General features: G+C 64.9%; 19 protein-coding genes and 1 pseudogene. 10 read left to right on the top strand and 10 right to left on the bottom strand.

Annotation, left to right across the window (positions count from 1 at the left end; all coding sequences use genetic code 11):
* From ACUN9Y_RS11980 to ACUN9Y_RS11970, 3 genes and pseudogenes are all read right to left on the bottom strand, one after another.
* Positions 1 to 222: pseudogene (locus tag ACUN9Y_RS11980) on the bottom strand (TRAP transporter small permease subunit); the annotation flags it as partial.
* Between the two features lie 128 nt (positions 223 to 350).
* Positions 351 to 1370 (bottom strand): TRAP transporter substrate-binding protein, encoded by a 1020-nt coding sequence (locus tag ACUN9Y_RS11975; RefSeq protein ID WP_445460946.1) that lies wholly within the window; start codon positions 1368 to 1370, stop codon positions 351 to 353.
* A 7-nt stretch (positions 1371 to 1377) separates the two neighbouring features.
* Positions 1378 to 2184 (bottom strand): FadR/GntR family transcriptional regulator, encoded by an 807-nt coding sequence (locus tag ACUN9Y_RS11970; RefSeq protein ID WP_445460953.1) that lies wholly within the window; start codon positions 2182 to 2184, stop codon positions 1378 to 1380.
* 384 nt (positions 2185 to 2568) lie between these two features.
* Between ACUN9Y_RS11970 and ACUN9Y_RS11965 the strand changes: the two genes are divergently transcribed.
* Positions 2569 to 3573: an NADP-dependent oxidoreductase gene (locus ACUN9Y_RS11965; protein ID WP_445460945.1), complete on the top strand. Its 1005-nt coding sequence runs from the start codon at positions 2569 to 2571 to the stop codon at positions 3571 to 3573.
* A 176-nt stretch (positions 3574 to 3749) separates the two neighbouring features.
* Here the strand turns inward: ACUN9Y_RS11965 and ACUN9Y_RS11960 are convergent, their stop codons facing one another.
* Positions 3750 to 4718: a DMT family transporter gene (locus ACUN9Y_RS11960; protein ID WP_445460944.1), complete on the bottom strand. Its 969-nt coding sequence runs from the start codon at positions 4716 to 4718 to the stop codon at positions 3750 to 3752.
* 193 nt (positions 4719 to 4911) lie between these two features.
* Between ACUN9Y_RS11960 and ACUN9Y_RS11955 the strand changes: the two genes are divergently transcribed.
* From ACUN9Y_RS11955 to ACUN9Y_RS11945, 3 genes are all read left to right on the top strand, one after another.
* The gene (locus ACUN9Y_RS11955) at positions 4912 to 5397 is read left to right on the top strand and encodes an Lrp/AsnC family transcriptional regulator (RefSeq protein WP_445460943.1); all 486 of its coding nucleotides are present in this window, start codon (positions 4912 to 4914) and stop codon (positions 5395 to 5397) included.
* 127 nt (positions 5398 to 5524) lie between these two features.
* Positions 5525 to 6265, top strand: coding sequence for a DsbA family oxidoreductase (locus ACUN9Y_RS11950; RefSeq protein ID WP_445460942.1), 741 nt, complete (start codon positions 5525 to 5527; stop codon positions 6263 to 6265).
* Between the two features lie 6 nt (positions 6266 to 6271).
* A complete protein-coding gene (locus ACUN9Y_RS11945; RefSeq protein WP_445460941.1) occupies positions 6272 to 7177 on the top strand; it encodes a complex I NDUFA9 subunit family protein in 906 nt (301 codons plus the stop codon).
* Positions 7178 to 7208: 31 nt separating this feature from the next.
* Here ACUN9Y_RS11945 and gloA read toward each other — a convergent pair whose 3' ends face one another.
* From gloA to ACUN9Y_RS11930, 3 genes are all read right to left on the bottom strand, one after another.
* A complete protein-coding gene (gloA, locus tag ACUN9Y_RS11940) occupies positions 7209 to 7751 on the bottom strand; it encodes a lactoylglutathione lyase (protein ID WP_445460940.1) in 543 nt (180 codons plus the stop codon).
* Positions 7752 to 7839: 88 nt separating this feature from the next.
* On the bottom strand, positions 7840 to 9423 hold the full coding sequence (locus ACUN9Y_RS11935) for a GMC family oxidoreductase (protein ID WP_445460939.1): 1584 nt from the start codon (positions 9421 to 9423) through the stop codon (positions 7840 to 7842).
* A 172-nt stretch (positions 9424 to 9595) separates the two neighbouring features.
* Positions 9596 to 10162 (bottom strand): twin-arginine translocation signal domain-containing protein, encoded by a 567-nt coding sequence (locus ACUN9Y_RS11930; RefSeq protein ID WP_445460938.1) that lies wholly within the window; start codon positions 10160 to 10162, stop codon positions 9596 to 9598.
* A 313-nt stretch (positions 10163 to 10475) separates the two neighbouring features.
* Here ACUN9Y_RS11930 and ACUN9Y_RS11925 point away from each other — a divergent pair, with 313 nt between their 5' ends.
* Positions 10476 to 10775 (top strand): ribbon-helix-helix domain-containing protein, encoded by a 300-nt coding sequence (locus ACUN9Y_RS11925; RefSeq protein ID WP_445460937.1) that lies wholly within the window; start codon positions 10476 to 10478, stop codon positions 10773 to 10775.
* Between the two features lie 340 nt (positions 10776 to 11115).
* Positions 11116 to 12627, top strand: coding sequence for an alanine/glycine:cation symporter family protein (locus ACUN9Y_RS11920; RefSeq protein WP_445460936.1), 1512 nt, complete (start codon positions 11116 to 11118; stop codon positions 12625 to 12627).
* Positions 12628 to 12761: 134 nt separating this feature from the next.
* Here ACUN9Y_RS11920 and ACUN9Y_RS11915 read toward each other — a convergent pair whose 3' ends face one another.
* Positions 12762 to 13709, bottom strand: a complete 948-nt coding sequence (locus tag ACUN9Y_RS11915) for a LysR substrate-binding domain-containing protein (protein ID WP_445460935.1) — start codon at positions 13707 to 13709, stop codon at positions 12762 to 12764.
* A 225-nt stretch (positions 13710 to 13934) separates the two neighbouring features.
* Between ACUN9Y_RS11915 and ACUN9Y_RS11910 the strand changes: the two genes are divergently transcribed.
* The 3 genes from ACUN9Y_RS11910 to ACUN9Y_RS11900 all read left to right on the top strand — a co-directional run bounded on the left by ACUN9Y_RS11910 (position 13935) and on the right by ACUN9Y_RS11900 (position 16639).
* Complete coding sequence (locus ACUN9Y_RS11910) at positions 13935 to 14810, top strand: pirin family protein (RefSeq protein ID WP_445460934.1); 876 nt, start codon at positions 13935 to 13937, stop codon at positions 14808 to 14810.
* 90 nt (positions 14811 to 14900) lie between these two features.
* The gene (locus ACUN9Y_RS11905) at positions 14901 to 15842 is read left to right on the top strand and encodes a pirin family protein (RefSeq protein WP_445460933.1); all 942 of its coding nucleotides are present in this window, start codon (positions 14901 to 14903) and stop codon (positions 15840 to 15842) included.
* 197 nt (positions 15843 to 16039) lie between these two features.
* Positions 16040 to 16639 carry an NADPH-dependent FMN reductase gene (locus ACUN9Y_RS11900; protein WP_445460932.1) on the top strand — a complete coding sequence of 200 codons (600 nt, stop codon included), beginning with the start codon at positions 16040 to 16042 and terminating at the stop codon, positions 16637 to 16639.
* 120 nt (positions 16640 to 16759) lie between these two features.
* Here ACUN9Y_RS11900 and ACUN9Y_RS11895 read toward each other — a convergent pair whose 3' ends face one another.
* Positions 16760 to 17149, bottom strand: a complete 390-nt coding sequence (locus ACUN9Y_RS11895; RefSeq protein ID WP_445460931.1) for an MAPEG family protein — start codon at positions 17147 to 17149, stop codon at positions 16760 to 16762.
* A 243-nt stretch (positions 17150 to 17392) separates the two neighbouring features.
* Between ACUN9Y_RS11895 and ACUN9Y_RS11890 the strand changes: the two genes are divergently transcribed.
* Positions 17393 to 17995, top strand: coding sequence for a cytochrome b/b6 domain-containing protein (locus tag ACUN9Y_RS11890; RefSeq protein WP_445460930.1), 603 nt, complete (start codon positions 17393 to 17395; stop codon positions 17993 to 17995).
* 452 nt (positions 17996 to 18447) lie between these two features.
* On the opposite strand, the gene ACUN9Y_RS11885 is transcribed toward ACUN9Y_RS11890, so the two are convergent.
* Positions 18448 to 19938: a sodium:solute symporter family protein gene (locus ACUN9Y_RS11885; protein ID WP_445460929.1), complete on the bottom strand. Its 1491-nt coding sequence runs from the start codon at positions 19936 to 19938 to the stop codon at positions 18448 to 18450.
* Between the last annotated feature and the right edge of the window lie 21 nt (positions 19939 to 19959).

Here is a 19959-nt window from a genome sequence, read left to right as displayed (position 1 = left end):
GGAGGTCGGCGAGTCGAAGCCGTAGCGCATGATGACCTCGAACACGCTGATCGCCATGGCGATGAACACCAGCCAGGCCGCGCCGCGTGCCGCGGCGACGACGATCCGGTCGAAGCCGCTGCGAATCACATCCGGGGCCTTCTCGGGCTGCTTATCGCCGCTTGGCCGGTTATCTGCGCTAGACGGGGGTCCCGCTTGCGGCTCACGAGTCTCTTCACCCATGAGACATCCTCGATGTTGGCAGCGTCGGGGGGTGGCCATTGCCACCACCACGACGGAGAAATTGATGGGGCGGTGCCAAGGCACCGCCCGATAGGACTCGAGATCGTCGTTGCGTGTGTCGAGCCGATTTACAGCAGGTTGTGGTTCTCGAGATAGGCCACCACGGAGTCGTAATACTCCTGGGTGATCTCGTTACGCCCGGCCCAGTCTTCCCACTCGCCCTTGGCGATGTTGCGGAAGGCGACGCGCTCCTCTGCCGGCAGGTCGATGATCTCGATGTCCGGGTTCTGGCGCGCCTCGCGCACGGCTTCCAGGTCACGAGTCTTGAGCTCGGCGACCATCTCGTAGGCCAGGGCATCGACCGATGTCTCGAGCATCGCCTTCAGGTCATCGGGCAGGCTGTCCCAGATTTCCTTGTTCAACGATACCGACACCATCGGCAACGAGTGGAAGCCCGGGTACAGGGGATACGGGGCGAACTCGTGCAGGCCCTGGGCCTGGTTGGTGGCGAACACGGTGTAATCGGCGGCGTCGATCACGCCCTTCTCGAGGCCCGTGTAGACCTCGGAACCGGGCAGGTTCACCGGCGTGGCGCCGGCCGCCTCGAAGATGTTGTAGACCATGCCTTCCGGCGCACGCAGCTTAAGGCCCTTCATATCATCGATGGAGCGAATCGGCTTGGTCGACGGCAGTGACTCGAGGCCAGTGGCCGCGGCACCGATCAGGTGTACGCCATAGGGCTCGACCAACTTGTTGTAGAGATCCTCGCCACCGGCATTGTTCATGTAATCGAGGAAGTCATAGGGGTCACTCCAGGCACCGACCAGGTTGCCCATCATGCCGAAGGCCGGGTTCTGCCCGGTGAAATAGCTCGGGTCGGTCAGGTGCCCCTGGAGGATACCGGACTGCACGGCCTGCAGGGTCTGGTTGGCCTGAACCACGGCGTTGACCGGCAGGATCTCGATGGAGATGCGACCTTCGGACATCGTCTCGACATTGTCGGCCCAGGCCTTCTTCATCTCGAACTGGGGCTCACCCGAGGTTTCCGACGTCTGGAAGGTCCACTCGTAATCGGCCGCCTGGACGGAGGTGGCCATGGCCGCGAGAACCGCCGCCGATAGTGTCTTGAGCTTGGTGCTTGCCATCATGGGAGATTCATCCTTCTCGTGCGTTGTTGGGGATGTCTTTCGGGGAATCGCAGGTCTTGTCGATCGTCGGCAGACGATGCAGCAGGCCCTCGAGGCCCAGGTCGTGTCCGGTACGATCCAGCACCGCCAGCGCCGCCTCGGCGGCTTCTGCCGGTTGACGCAGACGGATCGCTTCCATCACCCGACGGTGGCGATCCATGCTGTCGTTCAGCCTGTCAGCACTGTGGTTCGAGCGTTCGACCAGCAGCGCGATAGCCGGCTTCAGCACGTGGCTGATCTGTGCCCAGACCAGATTGTGCGAGGCATTGAAGATGGCCTCGTGGAAGGCCACGTCGTACTCATCGTGGCTAATGCCCTCGAAGCGTAGATCATCGTGCTCGAGCGCCCGAATCATGCCCTCATAGGCCGTCTCGATCGCGAACAGGTCGGCGGCGGTGGCGTTCTCGGCCGCCAAGCGTGCAACGAAAGGCTCGACCGCCACACGAAAGGCGAATATCTCGCGTTGGATCACCGGGTTGGGCTGCGCGAAGCGCGCCAGCCAGCCACTCACTCGCGGGTCCAGCAGGTGCCACTGCTCCAGCGGCCGCACCTTCGACCCCTGCCCCGAGATCCGCGTGATCATTCCCGTGGCGACCAGCGTCTGCAGCGCACTGCGCACCGTGGATCGGCTCACCCCGAAGCGCTCGCACAGGTCCACTTCCCGCGGCAGAAACTCCCCCGGAGCGTGATCGCCGGCGAAGATCGCCTCGGCCAGCACATCGGCGATGTCCTGGCGCGGGCGGCGAACGGGAGAAGAGGTGGCGGCGTGAGTCATGAAGCCTCGGGTCGAGAAAAAAGCATCGGCGAAGAGAAAGCGTCGACGAACGACGTGTCCGATCATCACCAGGCTATGTCCGACATAGGATCGGGTAAAAACAGACCTAGCGCCTTTAGACTTTAGTTAGAAAAGGCACAGTCTGATGCCACAGCCTGGTTTAAGGGTTTACTAGTAGACTGGTCGGATTTAGACTGTCGCCATCGCCTGCCGTGATGTTTCTGCACCGCTAGGCGAACGAAACCCAGGCGTGCCTTTCCAAGCAGGCACTGTCCGTCATTCTTCGTACCCGCATAGAACAGCACCGAACTTCACACCTGTTCAGCCCCGTACGGCACCCGTCTCGGCATGAACGCAACGCCAGCGTAGGCAATGGAGAGCAAGATGCAGTCGAACTACTTCACCATCAACGACTATCCCCAGGGCACCCCGACCAAGGACGTCTTCGAGCTTCGTAGCGAGTCGCTTGCCGAGCTCGGCGACGGTGAAGTCCGGGTGCGTAACACCTGGCTGTCCGTCGACCCCTACATGCGCGGGCGAATGAGTGGTGTCACGACCTACATCGACCCGTTCACCCTGGGTGCGCCTCTGGAAGGTGCTGCCGTTGGCGAGATCATCGCGTCCAACGACAAGCGCTTCGCCATCGGCGACCGGGTCAGTCACATGGGGGGATGGCGCGACGTAGCGCAGCTGCCTGGTGATGGCGTGACCGCCCTGCCCGCGCTCGACGTGCCGGAACAGGCCTATCTTGGCGTGCTGGGCATGCCTGGCATGACGGCCTGGACGGGACTCAACGCTATTGCCGAAATACGTGAAGGCGACAACGTGCTGGTCAGCGCCGCCAGCGGCGCGGTGGGTTCCCTCGCCGTCCAGTTGGCCAAGGCCAAGGGCGGCATCGTGGTCGGCCTGGCCGGCACCCAGGAGAAGCGCGACTGGCTCGAGGCCCGTGGCGTCAAGGCCGTGGACTACCGCAACAAGGACGCCGAGCAGCTCACCAGAGACCTAGCCGAGGCCTGCCCCGACGGCTTCGATGTCTACTACGAGAACGTCGGTGGCGTGTGCCTGGAAGCCGCGCTGAACAGCCTGCGCGTCGGTGCTCGCATCGCCGTGTGTGGCATGATCTCGCGCTACAACGATGAAGGCCCGACGGCCGGCCCGCCGAATCTCGCCATGATCCTGATTCGCCGTGCCCGCATGCAGGGCTTTATCGTCTTCGAGCACTGGGACAACTACCCGACCTTTCTTAACGAGGTCGGCCCCTTGGTCGCCGGGGGCAAGATCGATTACGAAGAAACCGTAAGAGACGGTCTCGAAGCCGCTCCCGCGGCCTTTCTGGCCCTGTTTGAAGGCGCCAACCAGGGCAAGATGCTGGTCAGGCTCAAGGACTGAGCCGCCAAGGGCGTCGCCACCGTGCCGACCCTTGGCGGCATCTAGCGTCAGGCGCCCTAGGCCATGAGGTCCCGCGGCTATCTACGCCTGTCTGCGCCTGTCCGCGCCATGGTGACCTGCCACCCCTGAGGCTGCCCCTGGTCGGCCCCGGGGGCTTCGTCACTCACCGGATGCTGTCACGGCGCCGCTTGCGCCGGCGCGCCCGGGACCGATCGCCGCCACTTCACCAGGCCACTGGCCGCCACCACGCCCCCCATCACCAGGGCGATGCCCAGGGCGGTCGCGGCACTGATCGTCTCATCGAGCGCCCACCAAGCCAGCAGCGTAGCCGCGACCGGCGTCAGCGACCCTAGCGCCGAGGTCGCTTCGGCGCCGAGACGCGCAATGGCTGCCCCCATCATCAGCCCAGAGCCGATTCCTACCAGCACTCCCTGTACCAGCAACTGGGTCACCCATTCTTCGAACGCCACCCGGTCGAGGCTCAGCCCACCAGTGCCGGTCGCCTCCAGCACGATCACCACGGCGGCGATGGCTACCCCGTTGGGCACGGTCACTGCGGCGGTGGCCTCGATCGGCGACAGTCCACTCTGGCGCACGCTGATGGTGAACACCGCCCACATCACGCTCGACAGCACGAACATCCCCTGGCCAACCAGCAGCGACGATGAGTCATACCAGCCCCCGGCCAGCAGACACACGACCCCGACGCCGATAGCCACCAACCCCAGCGCACGCCAGCCAGGCAAGGGCTGGGCAAAGACCACCACGGCCAAGGCGGTCACCCACAGCGGTGCACTTCCCGGGATCAGCGTACTGCCGTGCGCCACCGGCGCGAGCCCCATGCCCACGGCCCCCAGCAGAAAGAACGGGATACCCGCGCCGAGCGCCATGCCGGCCAGCCACACCGGACTCACCGCGAGCAAGCGCTGGCGACGCCTGATCGCCAGTGGCAACAGCATCAGCCCCGGCAGCGCATAGCGAAACAGGGTCAGGTCCAGCGTCCCCAGCGGAGACAGCGCGCCTAGACGCAGCGACAGAAAATAGCAGGACCAGATCGCCACCGCGGTGAGCGCCGCCGCGATACCGGCGAGCGAGCGGGCTGACGTTTGTGCCAGGGGCGCGACCCGTGTCAGGGAGGACGACATGACATACCTCTTATGGCGGAGAACGGAAGGTTCATGGCCGCGACCGGCCGGGACCTCGACATCGCCGCCGAGGGATGCCAACAGTGTGCGTGCCGGCGGCTGGCTAGCGCAGGCAAACTCCCGCGAAAAATGGCCTAGCCTTGGCTTGATATGCCAAAATTTGCTCTCTCTACGCCGAAACGAGGCACCACCGTTGGCCACCCTGGATCGCATCGACCGACAATTGCTTGACGCCCTGCAGCAAGATGCACGACTGACCAGCCACGAACTCGCCGAGCGCGTCGGACTCTCGGCGTCCCCTTGCGCCAGGCGCATTCGTCGCCTCGAAGCGAGCGGCCTGATTCGCCGCTATCGTGCCGAGCTCGACCGTGAACGCCTCGGGCTCGGGTTGACCATCTTCGTGCACGTCAAGCTGAGCCGGCACCAGGATGCGCTGGTCGAGGAGTTCGAGCGCGCCGTGGCGGCGATGCCCGAGGTCATCGAGTGCCATACCGTCTCTGGCGCCTTCGACTACCTGCTGCAGATTGCCAGTCCCGACCTGCAAGGTTACGAGCGCTGGGTACGACGACTGCAGACGCTGCCCATGGTCAATACCGTGGACTCGAGCTTCGCCCTGCGCGCCGTCAAGCGCGCCGGCCCGCTGGACCTGCGCCAGGCGCGCATCGACACCGGGCCATGACGTCATCCACGCGTTTGCGGTAACGTCCACACACGGCAGTTGATGGCACCCAGCCGCGATGCACCGTCACGAGCAAGACCAGCGCAACCGTGGCGTCAGACACGCCCCATGACAACCGGGAGATCCCATGAGCGATAGCAGCACGACGGCGAGTCGCCTTGCCACGCAGGCGACCGGCCAACCACCACGGCTCACCCTCGAGATCTTCAGCGACCTGCGCTGCCCGTTCTGCTATCTCGAGGTGCCCGAAATCGAGGCTCTGAAGGAGCATTTCGCCGATGACGTGGCGATCCACTGGCGGGCATTCGAACTGCGTCCTGAGCCCGAGCCTGCCCTCGACCCGGCGGGTGACTATCTCAACCGACTATGGCAGGAGGCCGTTCTGCCGATGGCCACCGAGCGCGGCCTGACCATGCGTCAGCCGACCCGCCAGCCTCGCTCGCGTCGAGCCCTGGAGGCCGTGGCCTGGGCCCAGCGCCATCACGGCCAGGCGGCGGCCGATACGCTGCGCCTGGCATTGTTCAAGGGGTTCTTCGAAGACAGCCTGGACCTTGGCGATGCCGAGTCCCTCGGCACGGTCGCCGACGAGCAGGGACTCGATGGCCACGCCTTGCGCATGGCACTGGCAGACGATGCGGACCGTGAGTCGGCCGCCGCGGACAGGCGCCTGGGACAGACGCTGGGCATCGGCGGAGTGCCGGCGCTGCGTTTCCTGGTCGATGGCGAACACGCCGGCATCCTTTCCGGGGCCCAACCTCGCCGCCAACTGCTGCTCGCCGTGGAGCGCCTGCGCGATGCACTGACCCAGCGTGATCGTCAGTCTCAGGCCCCAGCCGCCGAGGCCTCGACAGCTCAACCAAAGGACTAGCGCAGCATGGCGATGGATTTCCGGCCGGTCGTCGTCGTCGGCGGAACCGGCTTCGTCGGCCAGGAGGTCGTGAAGGAGCTGTTCTATAGCGGGCAGCGGGTACGCGTCGTCTCGCGCCACCCTCGCCTTCCCGGGGAGGTAGAGGACGGAGATCCGGTCGAAGCGGTCGAGGCGGATCTGACCGATGCCGAATCCTTGAAACCGGCGCTGGATGGTGCGCGCGCGGTGGTCAATGCCGTGAGCCTCTATCACGAGACACGCGGGCTCGACTTTCGGCGCATTCATGTGGACGGCGCCGCACGGTTGGCGAAGCTCGCCAAGGAGGCAGGTATCGAACAATACGTGCTGATGTCGGGCATCGGCGCCGACGCCGCGTCGCCGTCGCCCTACGTACGAGCCAGGGCACAGGGTGAACAAGCCGTGCTAGAGGAAATGGCCCGCGCCGTGATTCTGCGCCCCAGCGCGCTCTATGGGCCGCAAGGCGGCCTGCTTGCCACCCTCGCCCGGTTGGCACGACTGCCGGTGATTCCGTTGTTTGGCCAGGGCAACAGCCGCCTGCAACCGCTGCACGTCGGCGACCTGGCCGCGGCCATCGCTCGGCTCACCGCTCGCCCGGCGACGCCAAGGGCACTGTTCGAATTCGGCGGGCCCGATGCCCTGAGCTACCGGGCGCTGGTCAGCCTGGTGGCGAGACACCTGGGGCGCGACCCTCGCCTGGTGTCGGTGCCCATGGCGGTTTGGCATACCTTGGCCATGGGCTTGTCGCCGCTGCCCTCGCCGCCGCTAACCCGGGACATGCTATGGCTGGTCGGCCGCGACAATCTGGTCGGCGATGGCGTCGGGACCTTCGCCGATATCGGCATCACGCCACGTTCGGTGCGCGAGAGCCTGCCGCACTGCCTGCCACGCTGAGGGTCGCTATGCCGTCACACGCCAGAGCGCTTCAGGCATCTCCGACGCCGACCATCAGGCTCGCCTGCACCACCTCGATCCAGTAACCGTCCGGGTCCTTGACGAATACCACGTCCTTCATCTTGCCCTGCTCGGGGCGCTTGATGAACTCGACGTCGTTATCGTCGAACCAGGCGACCGCCGCGTGCAGGTCCGGCACCGAGAAACAGATATGCCCAAAGCCCTGGGGCTCGGCATTGCCATCGTGATAGATCCGTCCTTCCTGCTCTTCGCTGCCCCAGTTGTGGGTAAACTCCAGGAGCCCTTTCTGGGCGAAGGTCCAGGCGCTGCGTGCCGCAGCTTCCGCTGGCACCTCGTCGCCCTCTTCCAGGCAGGCAAGAAAGTACAGCGAGAAACCGAGTTCACCGAAATCGAGCCGCCGCAGCACGCTCATGCCGAACACCTTGGCATAAAAGCCCAATGAGACCTCGGGGTCCTTGATACGCAGCATGCAGTGATTCAACCGAAAGCCCGTGGTCTGGGGCGGCGGCGCGACCACACCTGGGTGCGTTTCGCCTTGAATTCCATGACGCATTGTCTATCTCCTTAAGTTGACGGCACCGATACCGTCGTGGTCGAGAGGCCTGGAGAGAAACGCTCAGCGGCGCTCCCTCGGTCCTAGCTTAGAGCGAACCCTCTCTCAGGCGCCCGCCAATATGCTCGGCCTGGCGCAGTGCCAGCGCAACAATGGTCAGGGTCGGGTTTTCAGACGCCGATGTGGTGAACTGGCTGCCATCGGAGATGAACAGGTTGGCCACCTCATGGGCCTGCCCAAAGCCGTTGCACACGCCATCTTCCGGGTGCTCGCTCATCCGGCAGGTCCCCAGGTTGTGGGTCGACGGGTAGGGCGGCACCTCGTAGACATCCTTGGCCCCCACCGACTCGTAAAGAGCCGTTCCTTGGCGATAGCCATGCCGGCGCATGGCCAGGTCATTGGGGTGGTCATCATAATGCACATTGGCCACCGGCAAGCCGAAGCGATCGCTGACGTCACGATTGAGCGTAACGCGATTGCTGGCCTGGGGCATGTCTTCTCCCACCAGCCACATGCCCGCCATGTGGTCATACTGATCGAGGGCCCCGGTGAACCGAGGCCCCCAGGCGCCGGGATCGAGAAAGGCCGCCATGAACGGCAGCCCGAGTGACAGGGTCTCCATCTCGTAGCCACCGACGAAGCCCCGCGACGCATCATGGCGTGCTTCATCGGCAATGATACCGGCCATGGTCGTACCCCGATACATGTGCACCGGCTCGTCGAAGGTGGCGTACACCGAGCCGGTCATATGACGCATGTAGTGCCGACCCACCTTGTCCGAGCCGTTGGCCAGACCCTCGGGGAAACGCTCGCTGGCGGAGTTCAGCAGTAGCCGCGGTGTCTCGATGGCATTGCCGGCCACCGCCACGACGCGAGCCTTCTGGCGTTGCTCATTGCCATCGACATCGAAGTACACCACCCCATTCACATGCCCTTGAGCATCGTGCTCGATCCGTGCCACATGAGCCTCGGGGCGTAGCTCAAGGTGTCCTGTGGCGATGCCCTGGGGCAGTTCGGTGTACAGCGTGGACCACTTCGCCTGAGTCTTGCAGCCCTGAAAACAGAACCCGCGCTGCTGACAAGGCGCGCGGCCGTCGCGGATCTCGCTGTTGATGGCCATGTGGCCGGTGTTGCACGCATAGCCCAGGTTCTGGGCCCCGGCGTACATCACCTTGAAATTGTTGTTGCCCGGCAACCCCTTGTTATCGTTGGTGCGGGTCACCCCCATGCGCGCCTCGGCCTGGTCGTAATAGGGCGCCAGGGTCGAAAGATCGATGGGCCAGTCGAGCAAGGCCGCTCCCTCGACGTCGCCATAGTGGCTCAGCGCCCGGAACTCGTGGGGCTGAAAACGCAGGCTGGCGCCGGCCCAGTGAACGGTGGTGCCTCCCACGGCCTTGACGATCCAGGCCGGCAGGTTGGGAAAGTCCTTGGCCAGGCGCCAACTGCCCGAGGTAGTGCGCGGATCGAGCCAGGACAGCTGGCTGAACGCGCCCCATTCGTCGGCGAGAAAATCGGCGGTGGTATGCAACTTGCCGGCTTCCAGCACCACCACATCGATGCCCTGCTGGGCCAGCGCATTGGCCAGGGTGCCACCGCCGGCCCCGGACCCGATGACCACTACCACGCTATCGTCATCCAAAGAAAAGGTCTTCTGATCGTCGGTCATGGCCATGACGACGTCTCCTCATACGGTCGTTGTTATCGTTATGTGCCTGGGCCCCATGCATCCGAGCCCCGCGTCCGAGCGCCTTGTCTGAGCGCCTTGTCCGAGCGCCTTGTCTGAGCGCCTTGTCTGAGCGCCTTGTCTGAGTGCTGCCCCAAGTCACATCAGCATCGCTGCCCGGTCACGCCGTGGCTTCACCCGGGAGGTACCCGCCCTCGGGCTTGGGTGGATCCGGCAACCAGGTCAGGTCATCGAAGCCCTTGGTCAGATAGCCTGCGTTGCCCGCCTCCCCCTCGTAGCCGAAGTGGGCGTAGGCCAGAGGATTATCGTAGAGCGATACCACGGCGTCGCCGCGCACCAGTTCGAAGAACGACGTACCCGCTCGATCAGACAGGATGTCGAGCTGGCGTGTCTCGCCGAGAGACAGCCAGTCGCCCCCCGCGGCAGCATCGAGGCCATCGATGCCCTCGGCCATCACTGCGGCGACCTCAGGGTCACTGGCCTTGGCATCCAGGCTCTTGACCACCAGGGCATAGACCGCATCTTCGAGATCGGAATGAGGAAAGAGTCGACGCACGACGACAAGCACGACGTCGCCCTGGCGTGAGGTGAGGGTATCGAGTCCGAGCGCCCAGCTACGCGAGGGCGCCATCAGCGCGATGGGGCCGGTGGTGAAGGCCAGAGTGCCGGCCAGCACCCCGCCGCTGGCCTTGAGAAAGGTGCGGCGAGTGAGGGTAGTTGTCGACATGGAGACTCCTTGCCGGGGCCAGGGGAAGATAGAGCGCAACGGAGCCACACGCCCAGTCGCTCTACCCTTAGCCTAGGCCCGCCGAAGGCGGCCGGGGTAACACTGGGTTACTACGTCGACCATGGTCTAATGCTAATGGTCGCCCAGGCGAGGCAGTGTCAGAAGAGGCACCCGAGATGCTGGTCGATCCGAGCGCAAATGGCGGGCCATGACCCGCGGGCCTGCGAGACCTCGCGACGCCCACGGGCATCGATCATCACAGCGAGAATCACGACGAGAATCACGACGAGAATCACAACGAGAGAGCCACGCCATGTGCCATATGTATGCCTCCACCGACCCCGCCAAATACGAATGCACCACGCGTTCGGTGCGCCTTCGAGGCTGTGTAACGAGCGTAAGGCTAGAGAACGAGTTCTGGGACATCCTCGACGACATCGCCTCGGGCCAGCAGCTGTCCACGGCTCAGTTCATCACTGAACTGCACCGAGAGGTGACCGAGATCCGAGGAGACGTCGCCAATCTCGCCTCCTTACTGCGGGTCGCCTGCGCCGTCCATCAACAGAACAGCATCCGCCAGGCGCCGTCGGAAACGCGAGCCTCGGTCGGGTAGCTTGGTTCTGTCTGGGCGCTGGCCGGGCGCTGACATCTCCCTCCCTGGCGCCGATCGCGGTGTTGGCCGGCCCAGACCCGGCAAGTGACGAATCGGCGGGGCTCCGGCCAGGCCACAATGAAGGGTGCCGAGGCCTCACGCCACAAGGCGTCACGTCGATTTTTACGGCACCTCACCCACCTCTTATGACTATTCTCTCTCCCTCCTTGTCATTTCAGACGATTCGTGAAGAATAGCCCCCGCGTTTGTGTCGCCGGGACTCTCGCAAGACGACGCTCGGTACTCGGCTCGACCTCGAACAGGACACTATCCTCGCCACTATCCTCGACAGGAAATCGACATGGACTTTTCCGTTTCCACGCTATTCAGTGACGTCGTTGCCGCCGGCAACGGGCTGATCTGGGGCAAGCTTCTCGTCTATCTATTGATCGGCGCTGGGCTCTATTTCACCATCATGACCCGGGGCATCCAGTTTCGCTTCTTCACTCATATGTTCGCCCTGCTCAAGGGCTCCCGGGACGGCGGTGAAGGGATCTCGTCTTTCCAGGCGCTCTCCACCAGCCTCGCCGCTCGGGTAGGCACCGGGAATCTGGCGGGTGTCGCCGTGGCCATCTATCTGGGCGGCCCCGGCGCCATCTTCTGGATGTGGATGACGGCGCTTGTCGGCATGGCCACGAGCTTCATCGAGTCGACCCTGGCCCAAGCCTACAAGGTGGATCACGGCGACAAGACCTTCCGCGGCGGCCCGGCACGCTACATCGAGCAGGGCCTCGGCCAGCGCTGGATGGCCATCGCCTTTTCCATCTGCCTGATCATCGCTTTCGGGCTGGCCTTCAACAGCGTGCAGTCCAACTCCATCGCCCAGGCCATGGAGCAAGCGTTCAACCTTCCGACCTGGACCGTGGGCATCGCCCTCGTGGTTGCCGTGACCCCGATCATCTTCGGCGGCCTGCGCTCCATCGCCAAGGTGGCCGAGCTGATCGTGCCGATCATGGCGGTGTTCTACCTGATCATCGCCCTGATCGTGGTGGCGCTGAATATCGGCGAACTGCCGAGCGCTCTGGCGCTGGTCTTCAATAGTGCCTTCGGCCTGCAGGAAGCCGCCGGCGGCGCCGTCGGCTACGCCGTGGCCCAGGCCATGATGCAGGGCATCAAACGCGGCCTGTTCTCCAACGAGGCCGGCATGGGCTCGGCCCCCAACGTCGCGGCCACCGCCAATACCAAGCCCAATCATCCGGCGGCCCAGGGCTTTATCCAGATGCTCGGCGTCTTCTTCGACACCCTGGTCATCTGCACCGCCACCGCGGCCGTGATCATCCTGTCCGAGCCTGCCCTGCAGGGGAGCGATTCGCCCAACGGCATCCAGCTCACCCAGACGGCCCTCTCCCAGCACGTCGGTGACTGGGGCGGCATGTTCGTGGCCATCGCCATCCTGCTGTTCGCCTTCACCTCGCTGATCGCCAACTATTCCTACGGCGAATCCAACATCGAGTACCTGGCCGGCAAGCGTCGCTCCGCCGCCGCCGTGTTCATCTACCGCCTGGCGGTGCTGGCCATGATCATGATCGGGGCAGTCGCCGAACTGAAGACCATCTGGAGCTTCGCCGACCTGTCCATGGGCATGATGGCGCTGATCAACCTGGTCGCCATCCTGCTGCTATCCCCCCTGGCCTTCGCCCTGTTCCGGGACTATGAGCGCCAGCTCAAGGCCGGTGTGGAACCGACCTTCGATCCGCGCCGCTTTCCCAAGTTGGCCGACAAGGTCGACCCCAGCGCCTGGCCGAGCCCGCCCGACGGAGATGACAAGGGCTGCGACGAGGACGCTGGCAAAGCCCGCGAGACCAACGCCTAAGGCACCCGGATCCTCCCGGCAAAGCGCAAGACGCCACGGCAGCGGCCGTGGCGTCTTGCGTTGTGCCAACCGTCGAGGCGGTGCCCGGGGCGCGTCTGACGCCTTTGCCCTTCCCGCCTCGGGCCTTCAGACAGTCATTCTTGCGTCTCCGCCACTCCTCCCGCGCCTTCGGCCGGCAGCGCAAAGTCCACGTCATCGAGTGCGTCGTCGAGAAAATCGAGCAGCGCCCGTACCGAAGGCAACTGACCGCGACGGCTCGGAAAGACCGCATGAATAAGCCCGGTTCGAGGACGCCATTGCGGCACCACATCCACCAGTCGACCGGCGCACAGTTCGGCGCCAGCACTGACCAGCGGCAACCTTGCCACGCCAAGCCCATCGAGTGCTGCACGCTGCAGCAGACCAATATTATCGGTCACCAGCCTCGGGACATGGACGATATCTCGCGTCTGCCCGTCGGGACCATCGAGGCACCAGCGGTGGCGATGGTCGGGTTCATCGAAATCCAGGCTCGGCCAGCTCGCCAGCGCTTCCGGGGTTGCCGGCAAGCCCTGGGTCGCGATCAGTTCCGGGGCCGCCAGCAACCGCTGGGGGCTCGTCGACAGCACCCGCATCACCAGATCACTGTCCTCCAACGGCGGGTAGCGAACGCGAATCGCCACATCGATACCCTCGCGCAATGGGTCAACGCGCCGGCTGGTGGCGATGACCTCCAGGGAGATCAACGGGCACCGACGCATGAAACGCGAGAGCAGTGGCGAAAACACCACCTCCAGCAGGCTTGGCGGGCAGCTCAACCGGATGCGCCCGCGCGGCTCGGCCCGATGGCGTTCGACCACCTCTTCGGCGGCCTCCGCCTCCCACAGCATGGCACGACAATGGCGATAGAACGCCTGGCCGAGATCGGTGACCACGAACTGGCGTGTCGAGCGCTGAATCAAGCGCGTCTCGAGGCGGGACTCGAGGGCCGCGATGCGTCGGCTGAGACGCGACTTGGGCAGGCCCAGGGCGCGCCCGGCAGGCGCGAAGCCGCCATGGTCCACGACCTGGACGAAGTAGTAGAAATCGTTGAGATCCTGCATAGCCCGCCTTCCTGTCAATGTCCTGCCCTGGCTTCTATCCTCACGCTATTCGAGTGCCCACGACCACCGACCGCATTTCCCGATCGCCAACCGGCCACCCAGCGCCATTCGTTCCAATAATAGAACGATGTGTCCAGTTTTACCCAACTACCGCCGCCATCGTTCCGCCATTACCATGATTGTATTCAGGCCCGAGCGGCCTGTTCCTTCAACAGGAGATTGGCGATGACTGCCATGAAGCGCCTTGTCGAGATTCATGCTGCCCCTCGAGGCCACTGGGTCGGCGATGGGTTTCCGGTACGCTCTGTGCTCAGCTACGACCGGTTCGGTGCCGAGCGCATCAGTCCGTTCTTGCTGCTCGACCACGCCGGGCCCCACGAGTTCACCCCGAGCGCGCGCCCCCGTGGCGTTGGTGTGCATCCGCACCGTGGCTTCGAGACGGTCACCTTCGTCCACCGCGGCGAAGTCGCGCACCGCGACTCCTCCGGCGGCGGCGGCACCATCGGCCCCGGCGACGTACAGTGGATGACCGCCGGCGCCGGCATCCTCCACGAGGAGTTTCACTCCGAGGACTTCAGCCGCAGCGGCGGCGCCATGGAGATGGTCCAGCTATGGGTGAACCTGCCGGCCCGCGACAAGGGCACGCCAGCGGCCTACCAGACGCTGACACGGGAGGCTATTCCAGTGGTAGCTCTCGAACACGCCGGACAGCTCAGGGTCGTGGCAGGCGCCTATGGCGAGACCGCGGGACCCGCCCACACCTTTACCCCGGTAAACGCCTGGGAGGTGACCTTGAACGCCGACGCGGAGACGACGCTAGCCCTGCCCACCGGCCACACTAGCCTGGTGGTCGTGCTCGAAGGCACCGTCCTCATTCAGGGCGAAGGAGTGGCTCGCGCTTCCGATCTGGTGGAGTTGTCACGCGATGGTGAGAATCTCACCCTTGCAGCCAACAGCGAGGCCCGCCTGCTGGTGCTGACCGGAGAGCCCATCGACGAGCCGGTGGTCGGCTACGGGCCCTTCGTGATGAATAGCGAGGCCGAGATTCACGAGTCCATCGATGCCTTTCAGCAAGGACGCTTCGGGCGAATGGGACCCTAGCGGCTCAGCGCCCCCCTGACGACACGGCGGCCTGCCATCGGGCCGCCACACCCGCCACACCCGCCACACCCGCCACACCGGAGGTTTGTCATGAGTACCCATGAAACACCCCACAAGGTGTCATCCTCTCGCGATTGTCCCGTGATCGACGGTCGCCAGGCCATTTCGCGTATCGCCTCACGGGAAGCCGATGTCGGCGGTTTGCCTATCCACCGGGCGCTGCCGACTCGCCACCGGCGCACTATCGGCGCCTGGTGCTTTCTCGACCACGCCGGCCCGAGCATCCTGCGTCACGGCCAGGGCATGCGCGTCGGGCCTCACCCCCACACCTGCCTGCAAACCTTCACCTGGATGCTTCAGGGCGACGTCCATCACCGCGACAGCCTCGGTAGCGACCAGGTGATTCGTCCCGGTGAGGTCAACCTGATGACCGCGGGCCATGGCATCAGTCACACCGAAGAGAGTCTCGACAGCGCAGGCGGACTGCACGCCGCCCAACTTTGGATCGCCCTGCCCTGGGCACAACGCGACATCGAGCCGCGCTTCGATCACTACCCTGAGCTGCCGAAGTGGCAGCGCGATGGGGCCAGTTTTACCCTGCTGGTCGGCGCTGCCGAGGGCCAGCGTGCACCGACGCTGACCTTCAGCGAGATCGTCGCCCTCGACATCCAGCCGGCGGGGAATCAGGCCATCGCACCACTGTCACTCACGCTCGAGGCAGACTTCGAATACGGGCTGATGGTACTGGAGGGCGAAGCGGCCCTCGACGGGGAACGCTTCGTGGTCGACGAACTGGCCTATCTTGGCCGCGGGCGCGATAGCCTGACCCTCGATCTACCCGCCGACAGCCGGGTGCTGCTGATCGGCGGAGTCCCCCTCACCGACGAGATCCTGATGTGGTGGAACTTCGTTGGCCACAGCCGAGAGGCGATCATTCAGGCCCAGCGCGACTGGGAGTCGGCGGCAGCACGTTTCGGCACGATCCCCGAATGGCAGGGAGAGCGCCTGCGCGCGCCGCCCTTGCCGTGGTAGCCAGGACCGCGGAGCAGCGAGTCGCCGTCGGCCGTCGGCGCCCGATGGGGGCAACCTCGCCGACGGTCCTGGGCAATCCCGTCACGACCACCGGGCATCGCGCGAAGGTGCGTGCCGCTTCGGCGTGACTTCAACGCCGGTCATCTTCGACGATAGTGCGTCCGAGCCCTTTCCGTCACCTTCAAGGAGCCTTCCCCATGACCATCACTTCCCGCAACACACCTCCCCGCATTCTCGTCTTCGCCGGCAGCGCCCGAGAGGATTCCTTCAACAAGCGCCTCGCGCGCCTGATGGCGGATCGCATCGACACCCTGGGCGGCCATGCGACCTTCATCGATCTGCGTGACTATCCAATGCCGATCTATGACGGCGACCTGGAGGCCGATGCCGGTCTGCCCGAGCATGCCCGTCGCCTCAAGCGGCTGGTCATGGAACACCAGGGCCTGGCCATCGCCTGCCCCGAGTACAACGGGTTCATCACGCCGCTGCTGAAGAACACCATCGACTGGGTCTCTCGCCCCGATGGCGACCTCGGCGGCCTGGCCCCCTACGCCAACAAGGTCGCCGCCATCGCCGCCGCCTCTCCCGGCGGTCTCGGCGGTCTGCGTGCCCTCCCCCTGCTTCGCCAACTGTTGAGCAACATCGGCGTCACCGTCCTCCCCGACCAGCTAGCCATCGGCGGCGCCGGCCAGGCTTTCGATGAAGACGGCAGCCTCGCCGACGAAGGCCAACTGGGCAAACTCGACGGCATCTGCCAGCGACTCGTCACGACCCTCGACACCCTGCACCGAACGTGACGACCGACGAGCAACGATCGCGCCGCATCGCTCGGCGATGTGCTCGTCACTCGGGCCGCGTCGGGGGCATCGCGATTGCTTGAAGGGGGCGCCTAGCCGGGGGCGCCTAGCCGGGGGCGCCTAGCCCATCGCCATGGCGATGATGGCCAGGCAGGCCCCCATGCCAACGGCGAACACCAGCGACCGCAGCCAGTGCAGGTTCAGGGCGTAGCAGACAGGGTGTAGCAACCGAGCCCCCACGAACGTCAGCGCCGGCGCGGTCAGCGTCGCCATATCGGTCCCGGCGGCGAAGGCGATAAAACAGGTCGAGACATACACCGCCAGCGCCTCCCAGGCATTGATCTGGGCGGCATGAATGCGGGCGCCGGCTCCCTCGAGCCGGGCCTGCTGTTCGCGGGGGTGGCGATTATCCAGATGCGCAAACTGCCTTACGCGGTAGACCGCGCCCACCCAGGCCAGCAGGACCGGCAACACGGAAACGGCGAACAGGGTATAGAGAATAATCGGCATGCGAGTCGGCTCGTTCAGAGAAATGGCGGGGGGGACATCATGCTGTTCAGGCTCACCCGTCAGAATAGCGAAGATCAGCCTCCGACGAGAGCCATCCGCTGCCGCCTGTGGCACACAACCGTGGAGACGACGACCGGAATACGGGTGTTAACTGGGGGCTTCCCCGCGAGCCGCGTCGGTCACCGCCACGACGCGACGGATCACCAGGCCCGTTGCACAGCCTCCCCCATTTCAGAGGCCATCATGGTCCCACCCAGCCCACTCGCCACTCGCCCCGAGCGCTACCACGCCATGACTCGCGGCCTTCACGCCGCAACGGCGGCCGTCCTGGCGCTGCTCTATCTCAGCGCCTACTGGCGCAAGTGGGGCACCACCCAGATGGAGTCGGCCAACTGGTACCTGTTGCTCACCCACGTCAACCTCGGACTCCTGTGCCTTGGCCTGACCATCGCGCTGCTGCTCACCCACCAGCGCCTCCCGCACCCCGCCCCGGTGGCCAACCGCCCGGCCCTGCGCCGCGCCGGCACCCTGGTGCACCGGCTGATGCTGGCCTTACTGCTGGCCCTGCCGATAGCCGCCTACATCGGCAATGGCTTCGACATCGTGGTGCTGGGCCGGTGGGTGATCCCCTCCTTCCAGCGCTTCGAGTTTGCCCCCTGGCTTGCCCATACCCTCGATATGCCACTGATCACGCTGATGGAGCCCTTCGGTCGCTTTCACCGCGACTGGGGCGCCGACCTGCTGCTGCCGTTGCTGATAGCCAGCCACATCACCGCCGCCCTGTGCCATCATGCCGTTCTCGGCGACCCGGTACTGTATCGGATGTGGTCATGGCGACGTCGTTGAGGCGCGCCTGGCCGGTCGTTGCGATCGACACGGCGGTCCGCGGCGGGGTGCCAAGAGGTGTCGAGAGGCGCCGAGAGGCGCCGAGAGGTGTCGAGAGGTGTCGAGAGGTGTCGAGAGGTGCCAAGAGGTGCCTGATCTCCCGGCCCCGCTTCGGCAACGGGCTCTATGTGACGGGCTCTAGGCGAAGAGCTCTAGGCGAAGAGCTCTAGGCGAAGAGCTCTAGGCGAAGAGCTCTAGGCGAAGAGCTCTAGGCGAAGAGCTCTAGGCGAAGGGCTCTATGCGAAGAGCTCTATGCGAAGGGCTAGGCGACGGGCTATACGAAGGGCTCTATGTGACGGGCTATGTGACGGGCTATGCGACGGGCCAGGCGAAGAGCAAGCGCCCGCTCCGGTCATCCCGGGGCGGGCGCTTGCGTCAGTCAGATCACGGGATGACCGCTATCGGGCCAGGGCTCAGACGCCGGCCGCCTTGTTGCCAAGCGGTACGTCCGGCACGGCCTCCATGCGTTCCCGCTCTGCGCTGATTCGCGCCAGGGCCTGCTCCTCGGTCAGTCGCGAGGCCGGCGTTGCCAGACTCACCACCACACCGGCGATCATTGCCAGCACCACCGAGGGAATACTCGGGTTCCCCCAGTAGGCACTCCAGTCGGCGTTGGCGATGATCGTAAGCGATGTTGCCGAGGCCACCACCAGCGAGGCGATGGCACCCTGCCAGTTGTAGCGCGACCAGAAGCGCCCGAGGATGCCGCACACGAACATCCCGGAGAGCACCGTGGACACCATGCGCGTGATGTACGAGATGACATTGTCCGATGTCAGGGCAAAGGCCAGCGCCAGACCGATGGTGCCGACCAGCGCGACGCGCGAGTACAGCACCACGTTGGCCGCCGAGGGCGCGCGGCCACGAAACAGCACGTAGACATCCCGAATCAGGGTAGTGACGCCGGCGATGGCATCACTGCTGGCGCTGGACATCGTCGCCGACAGGCCGGCGACCAATAACAGCAGGCCAAGCCACAGCGGCAGCACCTCCGTGGCCAGGTAGGGGAAGGCGAAGTTGGTGTTCTCGAGATCCGGATTGAGCGCGTAGGTGGCCATGCCGATGATCGCCGGCACGATGGAGAAGGCCATGTACAGCACGCCGGTGATCAGAAATGAGCGACGCACGGAACGCACCGAGCGACCCGAGTAGATGCGCTGGCGAAACGATGGCGTGGCCAGTACCCCCACTGCGATGACGGCGGACAGCGAGATGGCCGGCAGCAACCCGATCTTGTCGATCGCCAGAAAGCTCGTCGTCGCGGAATCCATGGCCGAGGTCATGGCATCGAAGCCACCGACCTGAACCACCGCGACACCCGCCATCAAGAAAAAGCCAATGAACAGCACAATCGCCTGAACGGTATCGGTCCAGACCACCGCCATGTAGCCGCCGATCACGCAGTAGATGCCGAAGCCCAGCGCCACGATCAGCTTGGCCTGCCAGGCAGGAATATCCGCCATCCAGGCCAGGTACAGCCCACCGCCGAGAATGTGCGCCCCCAACCAACCGATGCAGGCGACATAGATCAGCAGGGCCACGACATTGCGCACGATGCGATTGGCGCCGACATAGAACGACAACTCCTCGCTCATGGTCATGAAGCGCATGCGCCGCACCCCCGAGAAGCACAATGCCAGCAGCAAGACGCCGATGGAGCCGCCAATACCGTACAGCGCCCCGCCCCACCCGTTGGCGTAACCGAACCCGACGGCACCCATGCTCGAGCCGGTGCCGACCATGGTGGCGACCGTGGTGCCCACGGTAAGAAATAGCGGCACGCTGCGTCCGCCGAGCAGAAAATCGTCGCCGCTGCCGCGATCATTGCGCGATACCCACCAGCCGAAGCCGATCATCGCGACGATGTAAACGAAGAAGGTCCCGAGGAAAAGGTGACTGTTCATACAGACCTCTTATACTTGTGG

The organism is Halomonas sp. V046 (assembly GCF_052645355.1).
This window is presented reverse-complemented; position numbering and strand designations above follow the sequence as displayed.